The organism is Candidatus Acididesulfobacter guangdongensis (assembly GCA_004195045.1).
In the GTDB taxonomy this organism is placed as follows: Bacteria; SZUA-79; SZUA-79; order Acidulodesulfobacterales; family Acidulodesulfobacteraceae; genus Acididesulfobacter; species Acididesulfobacter guangdongensis.
The window spans coordinates 678,324-699,343 of record SGBC01000001.1 but is presented as its reverse complement, the minus strand read 5'-3'; the positions used below and the strand labels follow the sequence as shown (position 1 = coordinate 699,343).

Genomic DNA, 21,020 nt, shown 5'->3' with positions numbered 1-21,020 from the left:
TTGTTTTATTCTTTGATTGCTTAATTTTAATACGTATAAAAATAAGGGTATGGAGCGTAAGGCGCCCATTGCCAGTTATACCACATCCAGTAATGCGGTCTTAACTGATAACCTCTTTGTAGTGCCCGATGCTGTTTTTTACGTATGCCTGTTCTGAGCATATAGTCAAGTACTATCGCTGTTATCCCGTCTTTATGAAGTTTAATTATTTCTCTTGCCGTCAGATAAAATACTTCATGCGATTCCCTGATTTTTTTTATTATCGTCCTATTCGGCACCCGCTCCTTGCATAACTTGATTATTTCAGATATAGCCAGAGGCGGAGGCGTAGGTTTAACATAATACGCGCAGCCGCTAAAAATAAAGCTAAACAATAATATTGCTGAAAATACGATAATTATTTTCTTGTTAAGTCTTTTTAATTTCATAATGTTACCTGTGTAATTTAAATCTTATCCATATACTGAACTGCAATATTCTGTTTCTGAGCTTTTTAGGCGGCATAGGATAATTTGCTAATTCAAGTGTTTTAATAGCGCCGCTGTTTAATAAAGAAAATTGAGAGGAGCGAATAATCTTTATCTTGCTTATTGTCCCGTTATAGTATGTAAAAAGAACCTTAACCCTGCCCTGCATACGCATAGCTTTAGCTGCTGACGGATATACAAGAGAGGACTTAATTTTTTGTCTTATCTCTCCCGTAAGCATCGCTATAAGCGACGGATTAATAGGACCATGTTCGACAACCGGCATTGGCCTCGGTGACGGTGGTACTATTTCATGCACTGCAGGCGACGGCGGAACGTTTTTCACATGAACGGCTTTAAATACTTTTTGAGCTGTATGTCTTACTACCCTCGGTTTAGGATGAGGTATAGGCGTAGGTTTAGGTTTAACAACAGGTCTCGGCTTTGGCGGCGTAGGCTTTGGTTTAGGTTTAACTACAGGTATAGGCTTTGGCGGCGTTGGAATAGCCGCAAGAGATATCATCATTGGCTTTTGTGGTATCGGCACATATTTGGGCATATGAGACAATATTAATATTGCAGCCACAACCAGCACAAGCTCAAAAACAGCGCCTAATAATATTGCATAACCAAAGGGAATTTCCCTGTAGTCGTTATTATTATTGCTGTTATTAAAAGATGAATTATTAATATAATCTTCCATTTAAGACCTCGCAGCAGCAATGCCTATTTTGCTTACGCCTGCTTTCTTGCAAGCACTCATTACCGAAACAAGGTGCTGCAGGGATACTTTTTTGGAACCTGCAATAGTCACTATCGTTTTTTTCGGATTATGACTTCTAAGTAAAGACGTAAGTTCATTTAATGTTAAAACCTTTCCTTTAACCTTTATAGTGCCGTTTTTAAAAAGAGAAATAAGCACTTTTGGATGCGGCATTTCTTGCACGGCACTTGCGTGAGGAATCTGCGAAGCAATACCTGAAGAAGGTATCATCCTCAACATAATAAGCGCAAAAAAAACTACTAAAAACAACATGATATCTATCATTGGAATGATTACAATCTTTGCTTTTTTATTTTCATTTCCCAAATAGCTGTAATTACCCATTTATAACCTCCTCATTAGCTGTAAATGGATTTTTAACTATTGAATTTATATTTTTGCCTTTCTCGGCTATTCTCTGGTGATTCAACTCAGGGCCGGATACTTTATCTTCTTTTGAGCATGGTCTTTCTAAACGGTTTACTAACATTATTTTAAGTGTCTCCATTTGATGAACAATTAATCTTACCCAGTTATTCAAACCGTTATAAAATACCAGACCGATAATGGCTACAAATAGACCGGCTCCGGTCGTAACTAAAGCCTCTGCAACACCGCCAGTGACTTTAAGCGGAGCACTGCCGGGAGCTCCCAAAACTGAAAATGCCGTAAACATACCTACAATTGTACCTAAAAGACCTAAAAGCGGAGCTAATGTAACTATAGAATCTAAAATCCAGAGTCTTTTGTCAATTGCCGGAGACTGCCACATTATTTCTTCTTCAAGCAATCTGTCTAAATGATCGTGGCTCCTTACTTCCGGAAAATTTAATGCAACATTTAACACCTTAGCTTGCGGCACGTTGTCGGAAGATTGCACTATTTCAGACAGAATTTTATCGTCAACCACTTTAAGCTCAGATACTTTTGAAGTAATCTCACGCCCCTTGTTAATTAATTTATTTAGATACAATGTGCGTTCAATAATTACGGTCAGAGCCACAAGAAGCACTATCATGATCAGATAGAGCACACCGCCTGACACTGAAGCAATGTGAACTATATAAGATAAATTCATTACTTTCCTCCTTATTTTAAATAAAATAAAAGTTAATTATCAGTACTTGCAATATCACATATTTTTAAATTTTCTATTCAATTTTAAATTCAGTTCTTATATTTGTTCAAATTAAATTAAATTAAATCTATTATACTAAGTTATTGTTGCAATATTATTACGTTTACGTTAAATTTTTGTAACATAACAAAATATTTTATTTTTATTAAACTTCATTAAACAAACACATCTTCAAAACCGTTTGCATATTTATCCCTGTCTGTAAGCGGGTCGATACCCCAAAGATTTTCAACATATTTAAGCACTGAAGCATGTTCATGCCTTACATTAGAAATATATCCTTTTTTTGCAAACGGTGAAATAACTATACATCCTACTCTCATTCCAAGACCGTAATAATCAACGACAGGAGGCACTACATGGTCGTAAAATCCTCCGCACTCATCCCAGTTTAGAAATATTGCAGATTTTGAAAAAAGAGGACTTTTTCTTAATGCTTCGATTCTTTTTACTGAATAAAGCATACCGGTTTTTACATCGGCAGGCGGATGTTCCGAGTGTTTAAAATCCGGCACAAGCCAGCTGAATTTAGGGAGATTTCCTTTTTTTATATCTTCAAAATATTCAGCGGCAGGTCTTATCTTGTTCCATAAATTTTTGTCTTTTATAAAACTTTCAAACCATATTACAGGTACCCAGTGGTGAATATATTTTGCAGGATTCGGCCATCCTTCGACGTATATTTTCCATGAAATTTTAGCCTTTTCAAGTCTGTTAAATATAGTTGGAAATTCATACGGCCTTGACGGTTTTAAATCTGTTATATGACCGTTAGACTGCGCTGCAATCTGATAAAGCCTGTTAGGCTGGGTAGGTCCCATTATAGAATGAAAATAATTCTGGCAGAGCGTATAATTTTTTGCGTAATAATAATAAGGAGTAAGAGCTTTTTTTGTATCGTAATAGCCCATAATTACTTTATAATCGTTTACAGGCTGATTTATTCCGTTCAGGAAATATCCGTCCATTTTTCCGTTGTTGTATATAGTATGCAGAGCTTCCCACGAATGGTTAGGATCTACATGCTCCGGCGTTATGTAATGGAAGCCCAGGTCATACGGCTTAATGCTTCCGTCCATGCCGTTTGTTATGCCGAGCTCCAATATTCTTTTCGGCTGCCCGTTTATCGTTGCGTCCATCATGCCGAAATAATGGTCAAAACTTCTGTTTTCCTGCATTATTAAAACTACATGCTCAGGTTTTTTAAATTTCAATACGGAGGGGTCGGATGCACCGCCGCTATTAGTTTCTGCATCTGCCTGTTTAACGTTTAAACTGCCTGCAACCATGCTGCCCATAAGACCTGCTGCGCTTAATTTTATAAAATCCCTCCTGTTCATGTCTTCTCCTTTATAATAAGAATTATTGATACTTTTATATTTTTATTTTATTTTATTTCTATTGCTATTTTTATTACATATAAAGTCATTGATTTCTAATATTAACACACACAATGTTAAGATTTTATTACAGAATTGTTAAATATTTGTTAAGGTTTTATTACAGTTTGTAATAATTAAAATAAACAGAATAGATAGCTAGGGGGCAAATAGGGGTAAATAGCGGCCGGCACCTAAATAAACCGGTAATACGCCATGATAGAATAATATTAAATAGAATAGAATATATATGATAATATTGCAATTATGAGCAAAACTATGCAGAATGAATTATATGAATTATGAATTATTTTAACTATAATATAAAAAGTGTTTTATAAGGTCTATGCCGTCGGAGCTTAAATAATAATAGACAATAGTATATAGAATAACACTTATTATTAGCGGTATGTAAAAAAATACTATATTATTGCCTTTATGTTTTATTAACCCTAAGATTAAAGACACAAAAAAAGTTCCTATAAAAAACTGTCCGACAAAAAAGCCGACGTAAGCGCCGTTTCTTACCCATTTATCGTCAATCTTGCTTAGTCTTTTATTAAAAAATTTAAGTTTTCTTAAATACTGCGCAAAATAAAAACCTGTAATACATATGCTGATATCCGAAACTATTATAACAAGAACGGATAAAAGCGGGTTAAGCCCCATAAACGTTATATAGGAAACGGCAAGCAGTCTGCCGCCAAAAAAAGGATTAATATTAATAAATATGAGTGCGATATAATTTAGCATAGTAGTATAAGTTTATTATATTTTATTATATCAAATAATTTTATTGTACATTTGACAATATTTATTTTTATATTTACAATAAATATAAATAAACAAAAAACTTGGAGGAGCTTATCATTTATTATGAATGTTGAAAATACTAAAAAATATGTTTATCCTGCTCTGCATTTATGGTGGAGATATACCTGGAAATTATGGCTGTTTATGGTATTTATCGGCACTATTTTACTTATTGCAGGGGAATTTATGCTTGGAACAAAAAGAGGCGCTATATTTGCCAAAATGCTAAAAAATCACCTGCGGCACTTCACACCGTACGATATGAAAATTGCACTGATAATACCGTCGCTTCTTTTAATTTTTTTTATCGCTTTATTTGTTTTCGGCGTATGGCTTTTTAAGGCAGGCATATTTAAAAAAAGTTTTTATTATGAAGGCAGTGAATCCAATTTTTCTATAGAACATAGCGGCAATATTTTAAATATGCCTCTGACATGGAATATTGCTATACGCTTGTGGTGGGGTATGTTCTGGCGTTCATTGCTTTTGAATCTTGCTGCAAGACTTTTATTTTTCTGGACAGGCGGTTTTATACTCATACTGGAAATTTTCGCAAGCTATCTGTCGTTTTTATGGCTTTTATCCTACAATTACGGCAAAACAAAAATTATTATATCTCAAAAAGTACAAGTTTTAAAAGACACAAATACTATATACTAAATCCTTGAGCTTATAAAGAATTAATAAATTTTAAACACAATATTATTTATAATCTGCTCCTAATTTTTTTGATTTTTTAATAAAGCCTCCACCCTTTTCTCAATTTCATCTCTTATATCTCTGAATGCTTTCAGCCTGTCGTCGTTATCGCCTTCTATGCCTGCAGGGTCAATTAAATCCCAGTGCAGTTTTATATTCTCTGAAGTAATTAAAGGGCAATTATCCCTTGCATCGCCGCATAGAGTTATTACATAATCAAAGGTATTCAAATCAAAAACCTCCATAGATTTTGATTTTTGTCTGCTTATATCAATATTTTTTTCAAGCATAACGGCTATCGCAAAAGGATTAACCGGTTTCGGATTAACGCCCGCGCTGGATACATTTAAATCGGCTATTTTGTATTTTTCGCCGTAATATTTGGCAAATCCTTCCGCCATTTGAGACCTTGCAGAATTTCCCGTGCATATAAAAATAATATTCATAAATTCACCTATTTTTTAAAAATTTAAACATTTATAATTTGTTTATAATTCAAATGAATTTTTTAAAAATTTTTCTATATTACTATAATTTATTTCATACGGATACTGCTCAAAATATAAAGATGGCAGATTAAACTTTTCTTTAATAACATTTAAATATTTTGATTCCTGATTAATTTTATCCTTAAAAAATTTTATTGATTTAAGTTTGGCGTTCAAGAGATAATTAATACTTAAAAATGATACTTCTATACCGGCTTCTTTCAAATCTTTATAAGCCCTGTACGCTTCTTCAACCGGAGTAAATTCTGGGTACAGTGCTAAAGAAAAATATGTTTTGTCTTTGTCAGTTATAGTATTAATTAAAAATTCAAGCTCTTCATCTCTGACGCTGTTATTATTCTTATTTTCTTTCTGATATTCAAAAGCTAAAAATAAGAGCCTCAAAGCATGTCCAGTGGGAGCGGTGTCAAAAATGATATAATCAAATTTATCTTTTAATCTATCATATGTATTATTTTCATAGATATTATTTTGAATATCATTATCTATTTCTATATTTAGATTTAAATTGCCGCCGGCATTGATGTTTATACCGGAATTATTAGCATTCCCGTTTAGATTATTTTTTTCGTACCCTAATTTAAAATAATTATAAAACTTTTTAAAATAGGCTATTTCAAGGGTACATGGCGAATTAAGCTCTTCTTCCAAAACTTTAAGGGAATCGGCGTTGTTTGAAACTTTCCTGAAAAATTGCATTGTATCTGTTTTATAATCGCTCAAAGCCGCATCCGGCGATATTACCGAAAGAAATAAATTTTTGTTTTCAGTCTGGACAGGTTTCTGACCTACTGATTCAACACCCATTATTTTGCCGATATGGCTTGCAGGGTCGACCGAAACGACTAATGTTTTTTTGTTTTTATACTTAGATAAATATAAACCTGTTAAAAGAGAAATAGTAGATTTCCCCGTCCCGCCTTTTCCTATAAAAAAAATAAATTTTGTTGCATTAGCCGATACGCTGTTTCCATTATTTCCATTATTTCCATTATTTTCGGTGTTTTCGCCGTTTTTTTCATTCTTAGCAATGCTGTCCTTTGTTTTATCAATAATTTTTGCAATAATATTTGAATTATTTTCTTTGATGCCTATTTTGATATCTGTATTGCTGCTTATATCTGCATCTTTATTTACGTTCATGTTTATATTATTATCTTTATTTATAGTGACTCTGTCTGCCGTACCTGCATTGTTATTGCTGTATCTATTATCGCGTTCTACCGCGTAGCCGATATTTTCGTCGCCGTCAAAAAATTGTGCAAAATATTTTTCTGCATAATTTTTATCTTCCATAAGTATAAATTTTTTTAAAGAATCCAGACCCTTTATCTCTTCAGGAATCAAATAATATTTTTTTATTTTATAGCCGGTTTCTTTCGCCTGTCCAATTATTTTTTCATTAAGTTTATACTGCTCTTCAAATGTATTAAATTTAGCAAGCTTATCGGGTAAAACCTGATTAATTAAAATTTCAATATTTTTGATGCCGACGCTTTTAATTTCTTCTATAGAACGCAGGGTTTCATAAAGCGACAGCTCTTGAGGACGCATAACAAATGAAAAATTGGTTGAAGTTTCATCCGTTAATATCCTTAACGCTTCGTTATATACTTCAATGGAACCTTCAAGATTTGTAACCGGCCCCATGCATGTCCTTCCTTCCCCTTTCTTAACCTCTTCGATATAAGTAGTCCACTTTAACGGAAGGCTCATTAATCTGAGCGTATGACCCGTGGGAGCGGTATCAAAAATTATCACGTCAAAATCTTTTCTCGCTATAAAACCTGTAAAAGCATCAAAACCGGCAATTTCCTCGGTGCAGGGTGATTTAAATTCTTCTTCTATCATGGAAACAACATCGTTATCCAAATCTTTAATTGAATCGCCCAGCACTTTAGCTTTATATCTTTCTAAAGAGTCTGCCGCATTAATCTCAGAAGCATATAAGTTGTCCGTGCCAATTATTTTCGTTTCTTCTTCTTTGAGATTTTGTTCAAATATATCGGAAAGATTAGATGCAGGGTCTGTAGAAACTATTAAAGTTTTTTTGCCGTTTAATGCAAAGTTTAGAGCCGTAGCCGATGAAATCGTCGTTTTGCCTGTCCCGCCTTTTCCTGAAAAAAACATATATTTCATAATTGTTGATGCTGCCGGTTTAAGTTCATACAAATTAAATCTAGTGAAAATATATAAATCTAAACTTAAACGCCTCCTGTGATTAAAAATTTAAATTATCAAACTTGTCCTCAAGCTGCTATAAAACTGCCGCACCGTCAGCCTTTAGCTGCATTATATAAATCTTTAAAATATATTGCTATAATCTATTGTTTTAAAATAAGTGAAGATTTTAATATTTCGGCATAAAGTTCACCTTCTTCAGGATATCTTCCTTGGGTAAAAAGTTCTCCGTTTAATATACATACCGGCAGAGCCGCTTTGCCTCCGCTTTTTATTATTTCCCGTATTGTCTTATTAGATAAAAATTCTTTCGGTTCATTAGATATGCTGTGCCTTTTTATTTCAATCTTATTGCCGAAATCATTTTTTAATTTATTTAAAATATCGTTAATTTTTATCAACTTTATATCCGGTTTTGGACCGCAAACCCCTGTTGAACAGCATAAAGCTGGGTCGTAAATCTCTAAAACTATTGAATTTTCCATAGATCTTACCTCAAATTATAATAATTTATAATAATGAAAAAATTTTAACTATATAAAAACTAATAATCATAGTGAAAAATTTAAATTAAATTAAATTAAATTAAAATTATTTAAAACATAATTTGCAAAAACTCAATAAACATTACATCTTATTTTTTACAAATATCATCAAAACATTCTTCGGGATTTCCGTTGCAGCAGCTTTCGGTTAAATAGCCTATAAGTTTATTTACTGATTTAAAATTAATTGAATAAATTATGAATCTAGATTTTTTAACAGATAAAATTATATCCGCCTGGCTTAATTTTGCCAGATGAAACGATAATGTGCTCATAGGCATGCTTAAGCTTTTAGACATCTCTGTAACGGTCAAACCGGAATGCCCCGCTTTAACAAGCATTCGAAATATCTTGAGCCTGCTTTCGTTAGCAAGGGCTTCCAGCGACTTTATTGTAAATTTTAATTCTGCAGCATCCTGATTGTCATTGTCATAATCGTCATCGTCATCGTCATCATAATAATTTTCGTATGAGTTTTCATCTTTCTTATTGTCATCATTGTCGTTGTCTTTATGATTTACGACATCTTTGCCGTTAAAATTAATATTTTGATTTTTAATTTCTTTATCGTCTATTATTTCTATTATTTCCATATTTCCAGAATACTAAAAATATTAAATTATGTCAAGTATTATACAGAATTTTATTTTAGCAGATATTTTTAAATTCTTCAGACACATATTTTTTTCCAGACATCTATTTTTGCAGATACCTATTTTTATCTGTTTTTTTCCTTTTTCTTAATTTCATATTGTTTCCACATAGAATAAATAATAGGCAGCATCAATAAATTCAATATAGTTGAGGTAATCATTCCTCCAATCATAGGAGCGGCTATAAATTTTGTTGTCCTTGCTCCTGCGCCGTAAGCGAACATTGCCGGCAGAAGACCGAAAATTATAGCAAATGACGTCATTACTACCGGTCTTAGCCGCTTTATTGCCCCGTTAAGACTGATGTCTTCTATGTCCTGTCTGCTGAGCTTTTTATAGTTTTTATTTTCATTTTCATTTTCGTTTTCATTTTCCATATTTTCTAAAACTTTTATCTCCGACATCTCACGTTCTTTAAACAGACCGTCTAAGACTGTTATCATAACCATTCCTATCTCCGTCGAAACGCCGATAAGCGCAATAAAACCTACCCATACTGCAATACTCAGCGTTATATGCAGCAGGTAAACATAAAAAAATCCTCCTATCAGTGCAAAAGGTACAGACAGCATAACTATAAGAGAAAGCGGAACTGATTTAAAATTTAAATAAATAAGTAAAAATATTATCATCACAGTAATAGGAATAATTAACAGCAGCTTTTTATCGGCGCGCTGAAGCGATTTGTATTCTCCTGAAAAAACAATATGATATCCTGCCGGAATATGAACCATTTTTGATATCATTTTTTTTGCGGTTTTAACCCAGCCTACCATATTTTTAGTCTTCAATGTTATATCTATAATATCGTCGGGGATACCGCCCTGCGAAGAGACGTAATCCGGTCCGATTATATATTTTACATGGGCTGTTTCTTTTAAAGGCACATACGGACCGTTTTTGGTTTTAACTAAAATATTGCGTATTGCAGATAAAGAATTTCTGTATTTGTACGGATATCTCACGGATAACGGAAATCTTGCCAGCCCGTTATACAGCGTGGTAATGGTTTTTCCGCCTATTGAAGCATCTACCGCATCGTCAATCTCCTTAAGCGTTATGCCGTAAAATCCCATTTTTACGTAATCAGGACTTATTTCAATGTAAGGTCGGTTATTTATCCTGTTCGCAAAAGCGCTCTGTGTTCCTTTTACCATATAAAGAGCGGATGCTATTTTTTCAGAGATACTCTGAAGTTTGTTAACATTTGAACCGTACACTTTTATACCTATAGGTGTGCGGAGTCCGGCAGACGTCATTTCTATTCTGTTTTTAATCGGCATTGTCCATACATTTACAAGCCCGGGTACGTTGAGCGCTTTATTCAATTTGCTTATTAATTTTGTCACCGTCATGCCGCTTGGCCAGTCTGTGCGCCTCGTTAAATCTATGACCGTCTCCGTCATTGAAAGTCCTGCCGGGTCAAGAGCGGTATCCGCCCTGCCTGCTTTCGCCGTAACCATTTTGACTTCCGGAAAACTTTTAATTATTCTGTCTTCAATCTGTATCAGTTTCAGAGCATCCGTTCCGGAATAGCCGGGCAGCGCAGACGGCATATATAACAGCGTGCCTTCATTCAGAGGCGGCATAAATTGCGAACCTATTTTTGTATATACAAAATAAGTCGCAACCATTAAAAGCAAGGTTAAAACTAAAAAAATGTATTTAAAACGCATAACAAACTTTAAAGAAGGTCTGTAAATATAAACCAGAAATCTGTTAATAGGATTTTTTTCCAGCGGTTTTATTTTGCCTTTTATCAGATGAACCATAAGTATAGGCACTAAGGTAACAGAAATTAAAGCAGCAAAAAGCATGGAAAATGTTTTTGTATATGCTAAAGGTTTAAATAACGCTCCTACTTCGCCTGTCAGATAAAAAATAGGCAAAAATCCTGCAGCGATTATTATTAAAGAAAAAAACAGCGGTTTGCCCATTTCTTTTGCGGATTCCGCAATATAAATCTTTTTTGCTTTCTTTCTGTCTTTAATCGCTTTTATGTGTTCAGGAACGGAGTCCGGTTCGTATTCAAATCTTTCTATATACGAATGGGCATTTTCAATCATTACTATACTGGAGTCCACCATTGCCCCCACAGCAAGAGCAATACCGGATAAAGACATTATATTTGCGCTTATGTGCAATAGATACATTGCCAGAAAAGCGCCCAGTATTGCAAACGGCATCATAATTATTACCACTAATGCCGAGCGGAAATGAAACAGAAAAATAATACAGACCAGAAGAACTATGATAATTATCTCTAACAGTGTTGTTTTTAGCGTATTGATAGACCTGTGAATTAAAGAAGATTCATCATAAGTAGTGATAACTTTAACCCCCTTGGGAAGCGAAGTTTCAAGCGATTTAATCTTCTTTTTAACCGCGCTGATGACATTCAAAGTATTAGCTCCCTGCTGCATGATAACAACACCTCCCACTATCTGTCCGTTGCCGTTCCAATCGGAATATGACCTCTGAGATGCCGGAACTTTTTCTGCAACGCCTATATCTTTTACAAGTATCGGCACATGATTTGACGTTGTACCGACTACAATGTTTCTTATCTGCTTCAGTGTATGCAGATATCCCTTGACAAATATCAGATGTTCAACGCCCGACGGCGAATCCACCACTCTTGCTCCTATATCGTTATTGGAAGATTTTAAAGAATTATCAATCTGGCTGATTGACAGATTGTAATATTGAAGAGCTTTAGGGTTTAGCGTAACCTGATATTCTTTTTTAAAACCGCCGTAAGTTGCAACCTGCGCAACACCGGGAACCGACTCAAGAGCATATCTGAGATAATATTGCTGCAATGTTCTCAATTGTTCTAAGTTTTCATTATGATTTTTATCGATTAGCCCGTACATATAAACCCAGCCCATTGCATTGGCATAAGGACCAAGCACGGGCGTTACGCCTGGAGGCAGAAGCGTTTTAATCTGATTCATGTATGTTAAAATCTGCGCCCTTGCCCATGAAATCCGGGTCCCTCTGTTAAACACTACTGTAACAAAAGAAGAACCGTACATGGATGTTCCTCTCACTTCTTTAACCTTAGGCGCCGACAGCAGATAAGATTCAATAGGATATGTCACCCTCAAATTTACGAGATTCGGCGGTTCACCCGACCAGTCAGTTTTAATAATAACCTCGGTAGGAGCGATATCAGGTAAAGCATTTAATCTGATATTGTGAACGGCGATTATTCCGAAAAATCCCAAAAATAGCATGAAGATAAGTACTATAAATTGATTTTCTATGCAATAATCTATTAATTTTTTAATCATTATATATAGACCTCTAATTTTGTAAATTTAATATTTATGTTGAAATATGCGTATAATTTAACACTATATTTTAATACTGTATTTAATTCTGATAAATCCACTTGTATATTTTTATCTAATTACATCTTACATCCCGGGCATACCTGCCATTGAATTAACCGACTGTTTCAAATTTGCATCGGATGAAATTAAAAACGTGCCGGAAGTTACTACTTTTTCGCCCGCTCTTAGACCGTTTATTACCGGATAATAATTGCCCCATCTTTTACCCAGAACAACATGCTCTGGCACAAAATAGCCTTTGCCGCCGTATATAAAAACTAACGGTTTAGTTCCGGTCCATAAGACAGAAGATGCTTTCACCGATAATTGACGCTGCGGTTTTATTACAAATTTGACATTTCCGAACATTCCCGGCTGCAGCAGCCCTTTTCTGTTATTAAAAACAATTCTCGCCTCGGTGATTCTTGCGCGGGATTTCAAATAAGGATAGACAAAAGATACTCTGCCGTTAAAAATTCTTCCCGGATAAGCTGAAAACTCAACCGATACGCCGCTGTTTTTGCGGATAAATTTTAGATCGTTCTGATAAATCCATGCGTTCATCCATAATTTATTTAAACCGGCTATCTTAAAAAGTGTCTGTCCGCGTGTAAAATGCTGACCTGAATATACATATTTTTTTAATAAAATTCCCGACATATCAGAATAAATAGCAATATCTGATTTTACATAAATACCTTTTTTAATTTCATTTATCTGGCTGCCGGATATACCGCCGTATAGTTCAAGTCTTTTTTCGGCTGCCCGGTAATATCGTTTGCTTTCGGAAATATTAAATTTATAATTTGTTTTTTTGGCATTTTTATAATTTTTATAGGCTAAAAAAAGATTTTTTTCTGCGTTAAAAATAGACGGACTATAAATCTTAAAAAGTTTTTCGCCGGCAAAAATTTTCATTCCGGGTTTATTTGCATAAAGTTTTGTTATATATCCGCTATATCTTAGCGATATTTTCTTGATGAGCGGCTCCGCCGTCGTGAGTTCGCCTATCGATTTTATAATGCGGCTTATTTTTCTGTATTTAACCGTACCGACGGTTATTCCGTAAAGCTGCCTTTGCCTTGAACTTACAAAAACTCCTTTTTTTACCGGCATTACCATTTTTTTTATTATTTTTTTTGGCGGCTTATTATTGCCAAAATTGCTAAAATAGGCTGCGGACAGCGCAATACCTGCTATTAGGGCTATAACAAGACCTGCTATATAACTCATTTTTTTCATAATATATCATCCTCTATCTTTATTATTGTTATTTATAAACGCTATTTATATACATTGTTTATACACATTGCGTATATACATATACATTGTATAAATATATAACGCAACGCGTAGTTTAAATTGCAGTTAAAATTATAAAATTTTATAATTTAATAATTTTTCCCTATCACGGCGTCTAAAAAAGCGCCGTCTTTAAAATATTCAGCTTTGAATTCATAAGTTTTAAGTTTTATTAAAAGCAGTTTTATAAAACTGTCTAATAGCGGAAAAGTCTGCACTTTTCCGGACATCAGACTTTTAGCGTATGAATTAAATAAAAGTTCTGCTTCCGGTTCGGTTATATTTTTGTTAATGCTGTAAGCTTTATAATCATTTTTTATATTGCTTACCGCAGTTTTTAAATTCTGAATTGTTCTTAATTTAACCCAGTCATACTTATAGGCGGCGTTAATGCTGTATTTTTTTGCCTTTTCTATTTTGGGGATCTGACTTTCATTAAAATATAAAGGGATGCTGACAGATATGCCGCCTGATATTACCGGCTGAAGAGAATATCTGTCTCCGTAACCGGCAAAAATAGAAAAATTTGGATAATAGCCCTGATTTGCCAGATCTACACCCAGCCGAGAAGTTTTAATATTTTCTTTTGCTTCTTTTAAAGCAGGATTAAATTTATCAGCCGTGTTCATAAGTTTATTAAATTTATCGGAAAAATGTTTAACCTTCCCTGTAAATTTTGCCTTCTTATTTTTAAAATACGCCGGCTTAAGACCGGTTAATTTTGACAATATATAAATTAATCTGTTTTTTTGTTTTTCGAATAATATCAACCTTGTTTTTATCTGGTCTGTTTCTAAAATTATTCTTATCGGACCTCTTGCGCTTAATCTGCCGCTTGCATAATCTCCGTCGGCATATTTCAGCAGAATGGACAGAAGGGACAGATTCTCTTTGAAGGTGCTTATATCCTTTTCTAACAGAGCAAGATTGTAATATACATCTTTAACGTTTAAAATCGTAAAAAGTTTTAATGTAATGGTTTTGTCCTTTAATGATTTATATATTGATTTTTTAATTCTGGCGTTTATTATAAGTTTAGTCGGGAACGGTATCGCCTGCGATGCGCTGAACTTCCAGTAGCTCATAGAGTTAATGCCTATATCCGGGTTGTTCAGACCGTTCGCATCCGTTATTCCGAATCCGAGTGCCGGCTCCGGAAGACTTTTAGCAATAGATATATTTTCTTTATATCCTAAGTATTTATATATACTTGATTTTATTTCAGGATTTTTTAAAGCCTGATTAATAAGATATTTTAAAGATACAATATCGTTTGCTGCAGCCGTATGTCCTGCATCACCAGATTTATATTGTACTTCTGCCGCTTGAACAGGATATGTCATGGTCTGCAGCATAAAAAACGAAAAAAATAAAAAGCATAAAAAAATAAATGAAAAAAAATAAATCAAATTATAATTTTTTCTGAAATATGTTCTTTTAAAAAACATAATCTGTTCCTCATTATTAAATATTATTAAGTTGCGAAGGCATTATATTGCACGTATGTGTGTATTGCAGTGCCGTAATACCGCAGTACAGCAATATAGAACATATAACGCGACAAATTTCCTTATTTTTTTTAAACAACTTTGACTTCAGCATAAAGCAAACTGAAAAATAAAAAAAACGGTTTAATAAATAAGTAAAAAATAAAAAACTGAAAAATAATATTAAAATGAAGAATATTTTGGAGGGTGAATGAGCGGAAAAGCGATAAGTTTTTTTAGAAAGAAATAGAAAACAGCCAATACTAAGATAATGCTGCCTGAAAAATCAGCGATTAAAAACTTTAGACCGGGGATATTGCCGCATTCAAAACAATAAACGGCACCTAATTGTTTAGCAATTTTAAAATTTGAACCTGCGATATCTGAAAATTTTATTTTATTATTTATATTTCCTGTTATATATTTTTGAACAGCCATGCTTTTTTGATTCAATGTTTTAACGGGAAAAACCATGACCATCGGCGTATTGAAAATATAGCTCAAATCGTGTATACCTATCAGATAGGCAACGCTCAAAAATGCGAGCATATAAAATAAAAAAGATAATAATCTATTTTTTCTTATAGTAATCATTATAATTATATTATGACATTATAATCAGAAAAAACACAACAAAAAAAAATAATAATAATTAATAGCCTGCATGATTTTTTATAGTAATGTAATGGTAAAACGATCTAATAGAATAATAGAGCTGTTTATTTGTATCTTTAAAAGAATATGTTTTAAAATGGGCTGTTATATTGTTTGCAGCTATAGTGTTTCGTAAATCTTCGGCGCTGACGCCTGCAAATCTTGTAAAACCTTTGCCGACAAATTCTTCAGAATGCGCATCGGAAACCCCCAATGCAGGAAGACCGGCAGAAGCGTTTGCAAGAGAGGATAAGGCATTATAAAAAAAAGCGAATATGCTCGAGTTATTTATAACTTCAACGGCATCAAAATCAAGGGTGCTCAACAGATAACGCAGCGGTTTGCTGCCTTTCTCCCTGTAAGAAATAGGATAATACGGATGCGGACATACGGCAATACCGCCCTGTTTATGTATTTCATCGATAGTATCCTGAGCGGTTTTACCCGGAATGATTTTATTTTTTATAAAAAGCCCTATTAAATGTCCGTTTTTTGTAGATATTTCTTCTCCTATTATAACATCGACATTTAAATGGCGATTTTTTTCCGCATACTCTTTTGCTATATAGGCTCCCTTCACCCGATTGTGGTCGGTAATAGCTATGACGTTCAAATTATTACAGGCGGCGGCGCAAACTATTTCTTCAGGAGTATTTAATCCGTCGCTATAACTTGTATGAATATGCGTATCTGATTTTGAATAATTTTCTTTTTGGATTGTTTTCATAGCGGCTTTTTTACGGTTTATTTTCTACACAATTATTAGCATCTTATTGAAAGTATTTAATAATTCAATACCCGATAGTGCTATAAATATATGTATATAGTATTATATTACTGCATAAAAACACGAACGCTATGTATGCTATTTATATCTTTTTATTTTACCACAAGCCTATGAAATATTCAAAAAAATGCTTTTCCGATTTTTTTATTTTATCTATAACTTCAGACGATTCGTAAATTTCAACTTCTGTTTCAGGTTCTTTTCCGGATATTGTTTTGACGAAAAACTTTTCGCTGCCGTTTAACGGCGGTATATTTTCCTTATTACAGGCAAAGTTTTCTTCGATGCCGTATTCTATTTTTTCCGTATCCATAGTTCTCACCTCTATTAACGTATATAATTAGTATTCAGTTATTGAGCTATTTTATTTATAAACTTCAATTACAAGCTTCGTTTCCTTTTACGAGAAATTTTATTATAGTATATATAATTAATATTGCATTATGATGACGGTTAGGTTAATTTTTTGTTACAAGTTGATAAACTGATATGCGTCCGTCGGATAGTGAGTGGTATGCTGAGAAAAATATGCTAAAAATAAAACAAATCAAATTATTCTAAATAAAATGGAAATCAATTGCAAGAAATGATTAATGAGAAATGAAACGACCTGATAGACCAAGATATTGTTGCATCATCAGTAATTAAAAATAAGGATAATCAAATATTAAAAAATATTAAAGGACGAATAAGCCGTTTCACTGCCGTTATCGGCAATAACTTAATCGTCCTTTAAAATTGTTTGATTGGCAATTTTCTTTAATTTTGAAAAATTATTAATAATTGATTTCCAATTTACATTTACCGATGCTAATTTATTTTATTGCGGGATGTCCTTCCATCTGCAATGATTCAGAATCCCCATCCTTGACAAACTGATTTTCTTCGCTGACTGTTGCTAAAGACACATTTTTTGTTTCAGGCAGCGTTACAAGGGTCAAAATAGCTCCAACTACGGAAATTATAGCAAGAACTAAAAATGTTCCCTGAATCTTTATTGTGGTTATAAGCAGCGGAAAAAGAAACGTTCCGATAAACGCCCCCGTTTTTCCTGCTCCAGCCGACAAACCGTCTCCAAGACCTCTTATGGAAGTCGGATATACTTCGGCAGGATAAATGAATGTCGTCATGTTCGGTCCAAACTCCACGAATACGTAACTCAATCCGAATATCAGCATAAAAGCTAAAGGCGCTAAAGTGTATCCTGAATAACTTACTAACGATATTATAAGATAGGCTAGCCCCATACCGATAAATCCGAATGTCTGTATAAATTTTCTGCCAAGTGTATCCAAGTTAAAAGACGCTATCCAGTAAAACGGAGCGGCAAAAACTATAAAGACAATGGTTGCTAAAGCTAACCCCTGTATAAACGTTGCATGCGGAAGAAACGATTTCATAACAAGAGGCCATGAAATTGAGTTTCCGTAAAATGCCCAGTCAAGCAGAAACCAGCTTCCCATAGTACCCAGCAGTCTCACGTTATAAGGATATTTTAATATATCCGTCCATTTTGCTTTTGCTTTTACTCCTACCTGCTGATTGTCATGTTTGACTTTAATATTTGAACCGGTTATATCATTTATCGCAGCAACAGTGCCGTCAACATTACCTTTAACTGAAAGCGAATAATGCGGAGTTTCTTTAATCTTTCTTCTAAGATAGATAACGCTTGCAGCAGGAATTGCGCCTAATCCTAATAAAATCCTCCACGCTATATCATGCGGAACGCCGAGCATAAGTATTAAAATTGCAACTATAGGACCTGCTATTAATCCAATTCCCTGCAGGGAAAACACCATGCCGATTAATTTGCCTCTGTCTTTTCTGTTTGAATATTCGCTCATAATAATCGCGCTTATAGGGTAATCGCCGCCTATGCCGATACCGAGTATAAATCTCCATATTATAAGCTGCATAATATCCTGAGAAAAGGCAGAACCTATTGCGGCTATGGTAAGTATGATTACTTCAAGTCCGTAAACGGCCTTTCTTCCAAAGATATCGGATATCCTGCCGAAAACATATGCGCCCATTGCAGCGCCGATTAATGACGTGGAGCCGAGCCATGCAATGTCAACGGGCGTCAGATGCCATATCGGAGCCAACAGGGCTATGGTAACCCCTATAATAAACAAATCGTACGCATCCGTAAAAAACCCCATCCCCGCCGTAAACATAGTCCTAAAATGATGTTTTACAAGACCGACTTCGTCAACATCATGAAGCAGCTCGCTTCTTAAATCTCCGCCTTCGTTCATAAATCCTCCCCTCTTGATTTACTTTTTGATTTTGTTTTACTTTATACTGCGGAATTATTGCAAAACATTAAATACGGAAAATGAATTATATTTTTATCATATTGGGGTATTATACTAAACGGAGTATTACAGTTTTATGACAGGAATGTTAAATTTTTGTTACAATTTTGACCCAACTTCACCACTTTTATTATTCTAAAATTATAACCCATTAATATTATTACATCTATTTCATTTTGTAATCCCAATAGGCATTTTTATTGCCCCATAAATATAGTAATATCAATATGTTGCTGATAATTATGATGAAGTTGGGTTAGAAGGTGCCGTAGGCGATACTATTAATGTAATTTCGCCTCTTAGAAGTTCAGGATTGTTTTTAAAATCTTCACGCAAATATTTTATTTCTTTGGTTTTAATATTTTCAAAAAACTTAGTGAGCTCTTTTGCATAACAGATTTTTATATTGCCGAAAATATTTTCTATAACATCAAACAATTTTTCAATATCTCTTGCCGCTTCAAATACAACAAAAGTTCTGCCTTCCTCCTGCAATCTCATGAGCAAATTTTTTCTTTTCCCGGGTTTTTTAGGCAAAAAACCTACAAAAGTAAACTCGGACACATCCACGCCGGATACGGACAGGGCGGTTATAACGCTGGAAGGTCCAGGAATGGGTATAACCCTTATATCTTTTTCAATGCACATTCTCACAAGGTAAGAACCCGGATCGGAAATGAGCGGCGTTCCGGCTTCGGTAACTAATGCAGCGTCGCCTGTTTTAAGAATATGTAAAACTATATTTTCCGCCGCACCCCTTTTGTTATATTCATGATATGAAACAAGGCGGGATTTTATATGATATCGTGAGGTAAGAATTCTTGTTTTTCTCGTGTCTTCGCAGGCTATTAAGCTGACTGAGCGTAAAGTTTTCAGGGCTCTTATCGTAATATCTTCGAGATTTCCTATCGGGGTTGCAACGACATACAAGCTATGCATAGCGATGAAATTTTATGTTAATATATATTTTTTAAGTTTATTATTATAATAGCGGCACATCTCAAACACTGCTGCTTTCGATTGCAAATATATAAAAACCGCAGTTTATTGTTATAATAGCAGCACACGCATCTCAAACCCAGTCTCTTAAATATCTGAAATCGATGTTTATAGTCCTCTGCGATACTTTTGCAATTAACGGCAATCTTCTTTTAAATTGCGATTTTTTTATTTTATTATAAATATTCTCTATAATAGCTGCATTATAGCCCATAGATATTACAACTTCAGGCTTATACATTTTGTCTATTAAAAGAAACATAATTTCGTCTGCCAATTTATAAGTGAATCCGAGTTCTTCTTCATCTGACTGGTCCTGCCATAAATCTGCCGAAGGAGCTTTGTTTATCAAACTATCGGGAACGCCGAGATGTTTCGCAAGCTGATATATCTGCGTTTTGTAAATATCGCCTATCGGATTTACGGCAGACGCCATATCGCCGTATATTGTTCCGTAGCCTAATAACAGTTCTGATTTATTGCTTGTACCCAACACTAAAGAATTTAAAATATAAGAATAATCATATAAGATAGACATCCTTTCCCGTGCCATTTTATTGCCCATTCTGAGTTTTAATTCATTATTATTTTCTTTAAATTTTTTTTCAAAATCCAAATCAGAATTATTATAATATGATTTATTATAAACCGGCTTATCAAAATAACTATCAATCTGGTCGGTTATATCAGTTATATAATAATTTATGTTTAAATCTTTTACGACTTGCATAGCATCTTCAAGACTTTTTGAAGAACTTGTTTTGTAGGGCATCATAACTGCCGAAACATTTTCGCTTCCGAGCGCCGCTGCCGCGAGATAGCAGGAAACGGCGGAATCTATACCGCCTGACAGCCCCAGCACAATTTTATTTACACCCGTTCTGCCTACTTCTTCTCTAATAAAATTCACAAGCAGTTTATTAATATTTTTGAAATTGGCCGAATCTATCTTCGGCAGATGTTGATTGATCATCATTATCTATTT

Annotated in this window: 20 protein-coding genes; 1 reads left to right on the top strand and 19 read right to left on the bottom strand. The window is 34.1% G+C overall.

What is annotated here, in order from left to right:
- Positions 1-26 precede the first annotated feature (26 nt).
- The 6 genes from EVJ46_03225 to EVJ46_03200 form a co-directional block, all read right to left on the bottom strand.
- Positions 27-428: a hypothetical protein gene (locus EVJ46_03225; GenBank protein RZD17258.1), complete on the bottom strand. Its 402-nt coding sequence runs from the start codon at positions 426-428 to the stop codon at positions 27-29.
- Positions 429-432: 4 nt separating this feature from the next.
- Positions 433-1,170: a TonB family protein gene (locus EVJ46_03220; GenBank protein ID RZD17257.1), complete on the bottom strand. Its 738-nt coding sequence runs from the start codon at positions 1,168-1,170 to the stop codon at positions 433-435.
- The gene (locus tag EVJ46_03215) at positions 1,171-1,575 is read right to left on the bottom strand and encodes a biopolymer transporter ExbD (protein ID RZD17256.1); all 405 of its coding nucleotides are present in this window, start codon (positions 1,573-1,575) and stop codon (positions 1,171-1,173) included.
- A complete protein-coding gene (locus EVJ46_03210; GenBank protein ID RZD17255.1) occupies positions 1,568-2,308 on the bottom strand; it encodes a MotA/TolQ/ExbB proton channel family protein in 741 nt (246 codons plus the stop codon). The genes EVJ46_03215 and EVJ46_03210 overlap by 8 nt, the downstream gene beginning before the upstream one ends.
- A gap of 215 nt (positions 2,309-2,523) precedes the next feature.
- A complete protein-coding gene (locus tag EVJ46_03205) occupies positions 2,524-3,708 on the bottom strand; it encodes a hypothetical protein (GenBank protein RZD17254.1) in 1,185 nt (394 codons plus the stop codon).
- Positions 3,709-4,059: 351 nt separating this feature from the next.
- A complete protein-coding gene (locus EVJ46_03200; protein RZD17253.1) occupies positions 4,060-4,500 on the bottom strand; it encodes a hypothetical protein in 441 nt (146 codons plus the stop codon).
- A 123-nt stretch (positions 4,501-4,623) separates the two neighbouring features.
- Here EVJ46_03200 and EVJ46_03195 point away from each other — a divergent pair, with 123 nt between their 5' ends.
- A complete protein-coding gene (locus EVJ46_03195; GenBank protein RZD17252.1) occupies positions 4,624-5,220 on the top strand; it encodes a hypothetical protein in 597 nt (198 codons plus the stop codon).
- A 59-nt stretch (positions 5,221-5,279) separates the two neighbouring features.
- On the opposite strand, the gene EVJ46_03190 is transcribed toward EVJ46_03195, so the two are convergent.
- From EVJ46_03190 to EVJ46_03130, 13 genes are all read right to left on the bottom strand, one after another.
- On the bottom strand, positions 5,280-5,705 hold the full coding sequence (locus tag EVJ46_03190; GenBank protein ID RZD17251.1) for an arsenate reductase ArsC: 426 nt from the start codon (positions 5,703-5,705) through the stop codon (positions 5,280-5,282).
- Positions 5,706-5,747: 42 nt separating this feature from the next.
- On the bottom strand, positions 5,748-7,907 hold the full coding sequence (locus tag EVJ46_03185; protein ID RZD17250.1) for a hypothetical protein: 2,160 nt from the start codon (positions 7,905-7,907) through the stop codon (positions 5,748-5,750).
- 185 nt (positions 7,908-8,092) lie between these two features.
- Positions 8,093-8,434: an arsenite efflux transporter metallochaperone ArsD gene (gene arsD / locus EVJ46_03180; GenBank protein RZD17249.1), complete on the bottom strand. Its 342-nt coding sequence runs from the start codon at positions 8,432-8,434 to the stop codon at positions 8,093-8,095.
- A gap of 149 nt (positions 8,435-8,583) precedes the next feature.
- A complete protein-coding gene (locus EVJ46_03175) occupies positions 8,584-9,087 on the bottom strand; it encodes a transcriptional regulator (protein RZD17248.1) in 504 nt (167 codons plus the stop codon).
- A 125-nt stretch (positions 9,088-9,212) separates the two neighbouring features.
- Positions 9,213-12,443 (bottom strand): efflux RND transporter permease subunit, encoded by a 3,231-nt coding sequence (locus EVJ46_03170; GenBank protein RZD17247.1) that lies wholly within the window; start codon positions 12,441-12,443, stop codon positions 9,213-9,215.
- A gap of 126 nt (positions 12,444-12,569) precedes the next feature.
- Positions 12,570-13,727: an efflux RND transporter periplasmic adaptor subunit gene (locus tag EVJ46_03165; GenBank protein RZD17246.1), complete on the bottom strand. Its 1,158-nt coding sequence runs from the start codon at positions 13,725-13,727 to the stop codon at positions 12,570-12,572.
- A 149-nt stretch (positions 13,728-13,876) separates the two neighbouring features.
- A complete protein-coding gene (locus EVJ46_03160) occupies positions 13,877-15,235 on the bottom strand; it encodes a TolC family protein (GenBank protein ID RZD17245.1) in 1,359 nt (452 codons plus the stop codon).
- Between the two features lie 222 nt (positions 15,236-15,457).
- Positions 15,458-15,868 (bottom strand): hypothetical protein, encoded by a 411-nt coding sequence (locus tag EVJ46_03155; GenBank protein RZD17244.1) that lies wholly within the window; start codon positions 15,866-15,868, stop codon positions 15,458-15,460.
- A gap of 58 nt (positions 15,869-15,926) precedes the next feature.
- On the bottom strand, positions 15,927-16,655 hold the full coding sequence (locus tag EVJ46_03150) for a PHP domain-containing protein (protein RZD17243.1): 729 nt from the start codon (positions 16,653-16,655) through the stop codon (positions 15,927-15,929).
- A gap of 157 nt (positions 16,656-16,812) precedes the next feature.
- Positions 16,813-17,028, bottom strand: a complete 216-nt coding sequence (locus EVJ46_03145) for a hypothetical protein (protein RZD17242.1) — start codon at positions 17,026-17,028, stop codon at positions 16,813-16,815.
- Between the two features lie 502 nt (positions 17,029-17,530).
- The gene (locus EVJ46_03140; GenBank protein ID RZD17241.1) at positions 17,531-18,976 is read right to left on the bottom strand and encodes an MFS transporter; all 1,446 of its coding nucleotides are present in this window, start codon (positions 18,974-18,976) and stop codon (positions 17,531-17,533) included.
- Positions 18,977-19,276: 300 nt separating this feature from the next.
- Positions 19,277-19,975 (bottom strand): 16S rRNA (cytidine(1402)-2'-O)-methyltransferase, encoded by a 699-nt coding sequence (rsmI, locus tag EVJ46_03135; GenBank protein RZD17240.1) that lies wholly within the window; start codon positions 19,973-19,975, stop codon positions 19,277-19,279.
- Between the two features lie 133 nt (positions 19,976-20,108).
- Positions 20,109-21,008, bottom strand: a complete 900-nt coding sequence (locus EVJ46_03130; GenBank protein RZD17453.1) for an NAD+ synthase — start codon at positions 21,006-21,008, stop codon at positions 20,109-20,111.
- Between the last annotated feature and the right edge of the window lie 12 nt (positions 21,009-21,020).